Source organism: Clostridium luticellarii, assembly GCF_002995845.1.
GTDB classification, from domain to species: Bacteria; Bacillota; Clostridia; order Clostridiales; family Clostridiaceae; genus Clostridium_B; species Clostridium_B luticellarii.
In genome coordinates this window covers 1-3,775 of record NZ_PVXP01000124.1, presented here as the reverse complement: position 1 = coordinate 3,775, position 3,775 = coordinate 1, and the positions used below count along the sequence as shown (strand labels likewise).

At 30.8% G+C, this 3,775-nt stretch carries 4 protein-coding genes; 3 read left to right on the top strand and 1 reads right to left on the bottom strand.

Annotation, left to right across the window (positions count from 1 at the left end; all coding sequences use genetic code 11):
* Positions 1-228: 228 nt before the first annotated feature.
* Genes CLLU_RS18165 through CLLU_RS18155 form a run of 3 tightly spaced genes read left to right on the top strand, consistent with a single transcriptional unit; the run spans position 229 to position 2,128 of the window.
* Positions 229-798: a hypothetical protein gene (locus tag CLLU_RS18165; RefSeq protein WP_106011164.1), complete on the top strand. Its 570-nt coding sequence runs from the start codon at positions 229-231 to the stop codon at positions 796-798.
* A gap of 17 nt (positions 799-815) precedes the next feature.
* The gene (locus CLLU_RS18160; protein WP_106011163.1) at positions 816-1,466 is read left to right on the top strand and encodes a PspA/IM30 family protein; all 651 of its coding nucleotides are present in this window, start codon (positions 816-818) and stop codon (positions 1,464-1,466) included.
* A gap of 8 nt (positions 1,467-1,474) precedes the next feature.
* Positions 1,475-2,128, top strand: a complete 654-nt coding sequence (locus CLLU_RS18155; RefSeq protein ID WP_106011162.1) for a DUF1292 domain-containing protein — start codon at positions 1,475-1,477, stop codon at positions 2,126-2,128.
* A 179-nt stretch (positions 2,129-2,307) separates the two neighbouring features.
* Here the strand turns inward: CLLU_RS18155 and CLLU_RS18150 are convergent, their stop codons facing one another.
* Positions 2,308-3,699, bottom strand: coding sequence for a tRNA nucleotidyltransferase/poly(A) polymerase-related protein (locus CLLU_RS18150; RefSeq protein ID WP_242977755.1), 1,392 nt, complete (start codon positions 3,697-3,699; stop codon positions 2,308-2,310).
* Between the last annotated feature and the right edge of the window lie 76 nt (positions 3,700-3,775).

Below are 3,775 nucleotides of genomic sequence, written 5' to 3'. Positions count from 1 at the left end.
ATATATTATTTTTATAGTTAAATCGTCTAAAATCGTCTAAAATGAGTTAAATTAATACTTGTTATAGGTTATTAAATACTATATAATAAATGATATAAAACAATCTGATTTAGTGTTCAATAAATATAAAAGGTCAAATGTCAACTGCAGGTCATGAATTGTACATTGGACTAGTAGCCATTAAATAAATATTATGTTACCATAAAAGAAAGGTCAGAGCTTAAGGGGGTGCCTAAAATTAAGTGCAATAAAAAATACTTTATTATATCACTATTATTTACTTTTCTATTTCTATCAACAGGTATTTTTAACATACAGTCCACTGATTTAATTGTAAACAATAATTCCGGCATTGTTTATGCCAAAGGCTCACATTCCAGCGGACACAGTTTTGGAACTTCTGCTTCACATATTAGTAGTTCAAAATCTTCCGGAGGCAGTTTTAAATCAGGTAGTTTTTCTTCACCCAAGTCTACCTTTCATAAGAGCTCCAATGGTAACAGCTCTAGTGGAAATTTTAAATCAGGTAGTTTTTCCAATACACCTAATTCTTCTTCAAAATCCAGCAGTAACAAATCCAGCAGCAGCACTTCCCAGTCTAATGGAAATTATAACAATGAAAGCAGGAGGTCTTTTTTCCCTATACCACTTCCCATACCCTGGGGATATAGTAACGGCTATTATGGCGGAGGCAGTCTTTTAGCAAGTTTCTTCTGGGGTTTTGCTAAGCTTGTAATATTAGTACTCATAATAATTTTTATCATAAACAGAATAAATAAATTTAAAAGAAAAAGATAATTTAAGGAGGATTTTTTATGGGCGTATTAAAAAGAATATCCAATATTTTCAGAGCAAAGGTAAATGGCACTTTAGATGAAGTGGAAAACCCCATTGAATTACTGGATCAAAAATTGAGAGATATGGAGGACAGTTTAAATAAAGCCAAATTATCTTCAGCTCAGATATTGGGAAATGTTCACGAAATTGAAAAAAAGATGGAAGAATCAAAGAGAATATCTGCTGAATTCGACGGCAAAGTAAAACTTGCCCTAAGTAAAGGAAACGAAGAATTAGCTAAAAAGGCTCTTGCTAGAAAATTAGAGGCTGATAAAAGCTATACCTCTCTTGAAGCAAGTTACAAGGATGCCTGCGAAAAAGCTGAATCAGTAAAAGTCAAATTAAAGGAACTAGATGAGGAAATTCACAAAACCAGAGTATACAGAGATGAAGCTGCCGCAAGATTTAACAATGCTGAAGCCAGTAAAAAAGTAAATGAAATAATGGCCAATGTAGATACGGGAAACAATAGGATAAACTTAGATGATATCGAAAGAAAAATTCAAAAGAAAGAAGCTCTAGCTGAAGGACTTGGAGATTTAAAGGAAGAAGATACTTTGGAGAAGGAATTTGAAAAATTAGATGATGTTGACATTGATGAAGAATTGAAAAAATATAAGCAAAATTAGGTGATATCATGGATAAAGTCCATCAATTTATAAAACTTGAAAAGGATAAATACGGAAAAATATTTGTGGATATAAGTTATGCCATAGATAACATCTCACCTTTTCTAGATAAAAAGATCTTAGCCAGGCGAAAATATACTGCAAAAATAACAACTTTGAAAAAATATATAGAATTGATAGATGCTGCAGAAAGTGACCTGAGTACAAAAAAATTTTTCAAAAGATTAAATGCAGATAAATATATTTCCTTGTTGGAATCCTACAAAAACGATCATTTAGAATCTTTTTCTCAACTGGAAAAATGCGACCATTGCGAATGTCTGAACTGTACTGCTGACTGTAAGTTCGATAGTTGTCTAGGGTGTAAAAATAACTCAAATATCATACACTGTGATAGGGAAAAAATAAACATAACAAGACATGATACCTTTTCAATTAATCTTGTAAACAATAGAACAGGTGAAAATGATAAGTACACTGTACTTGCTACACTGCAGGATGTAAAATTGGATAAAAAATATATTATAATTGAAAATACAGTATCCAAGGAGAAATTTATACTTTACTATTATCCTGGAATTTCTGAAGACAGTTATGGAGAGATTACAGACGCCCAGGAGTTCGATTTCATAGTTTCCACATTTCAAAGTGTAGATGAATAACTATGTTGTTTATGTTCTAAAATTCACAGTAATCTGAAATACTTGTCCACAGAAACCACAACTTTATGCACATTTTCTGTGGATAAGTCATATATTGATATTATTACACTTACAGCAAATTAATAAGGAGTTATCCACACCGTGGATAACTCCTGTTGTTAATATATTCTCAATATACTCTAAAATGACTGTGATTTTAAATATTCAATTGCCTCTACTCTGTTACTTATTTTTCCCAAGTATCTGAGCATATGAATATCTCGAAGAGCACTTTTTACCACAGGACCTTTTCTGCCTAAAATTTTTATGATATCTTCTCCATTTAAAAGTTTATCCTCATTCATCTTACAATAGGTTTCGTATTCCTTTAACATATATTCGATGAATACTTTGAACCTTTGCTTTTCATTTTGCCTATTCAAATTCATTCTAGTAGCATAATTGTCGCAAAACGCGGTAGTGAGTATGCCCTCTACATATACATCATAATTGTAAAAAAAACTGTAAACAGCTTTTTTATTGTGAAAAATATCCTTCTTAAAAAGCCCCAGCGGGTACATATGTCCCCTTACTATATTTTCTATATATTTTTCTGCCTTTTTAGGGAACTTCATATCATTACAGAATCTTTCACATATACTAGCTCCCATTATATCATGTCCATAAAAACTTATTTTATTATTCTCATTTTTATAGGCTTCATATTTGCCTATATCATGTAAAAAGCAGGCCAGGCTTAGATATTCCTGCAAACTAAATTCACCTATTTTATGATCAAATATATTTAAATTCAATCCTTTTAATTTTATTTTTCCCCTAAGAATATCCTTAAATACCCCATATGTTAAGTTCATATGGGTGAATACGTCTTCCGTATGATATTTACATTTTCCTATAGTTTTCAGCTCATCTATATAGGGTATGATATTTTTCAATATCCCATAGTTATCCATAATTTCAAAAGCAAGCCCCAGCTTATCATCTTTTATTATAAGCATCAGTTCCTTGAAAACTCGTTCTTTAGGAACTTCCATTATTCTACCTGATATATTTTCAATTTGCTTTTCCGTCTCCAAATTAAAATGCATTCCACATTTTATATAAAATCTTATGCCCCTCAATATCCTGACGGGATCCTCCTCCAAACTTTTGTCACTTACACTTTTAAGTATTCTGCTCTTCAATGCTCTTCTTCCATAAAACGGATCTACTATTTTATTATCAATAAGTCTCATAGCAACAGCATTTACAGTAAAATCTCTGACTTCTAGATCTTTTTCAATAGAATCACCCTTCATAGGTGATATATCTATGGTATTACCATTTAATATACATCTATATATACCTATGTTTTCTTTTATAGGGAAAAACTTATATCCTACTTTTTCAAGTTCACTTACGAATTTATGAATATCTCCATTAATTATAAAATCTGCATCTCTAGGCTCCGTTTTAGCATTCATCAGTTTATCCCTTATATATCCACCTACCAGATAAACTTCTGATCCCATATCGCCTACTATTTTCTTTAAATCATAAATAAACTTTTTTACATAATTCAAATCAATCACCTACTCTTATATCATTTTATCACATAAAATAATTTATATGTTGACTTTTTGTATTCAATTTAACATGTGATAATAT

Bases quoted from the DNA above. Each gene is read 5' to 3' on its own strand.
- CLLU_RS18160 (WP_106011163.1), top strand. From the start codon at position 816: ATGGGCGTATTAAAAAGAATATCCAATATTTTCAGAGCAAAGGTAAAT.
- CLLU_RS18155 (WP_106011162.1), top strand. From the start codon at position 1,475: ATGGATAAAGTCCATCAATTTATAAAACTTGAAAAGGATAAATACGGA.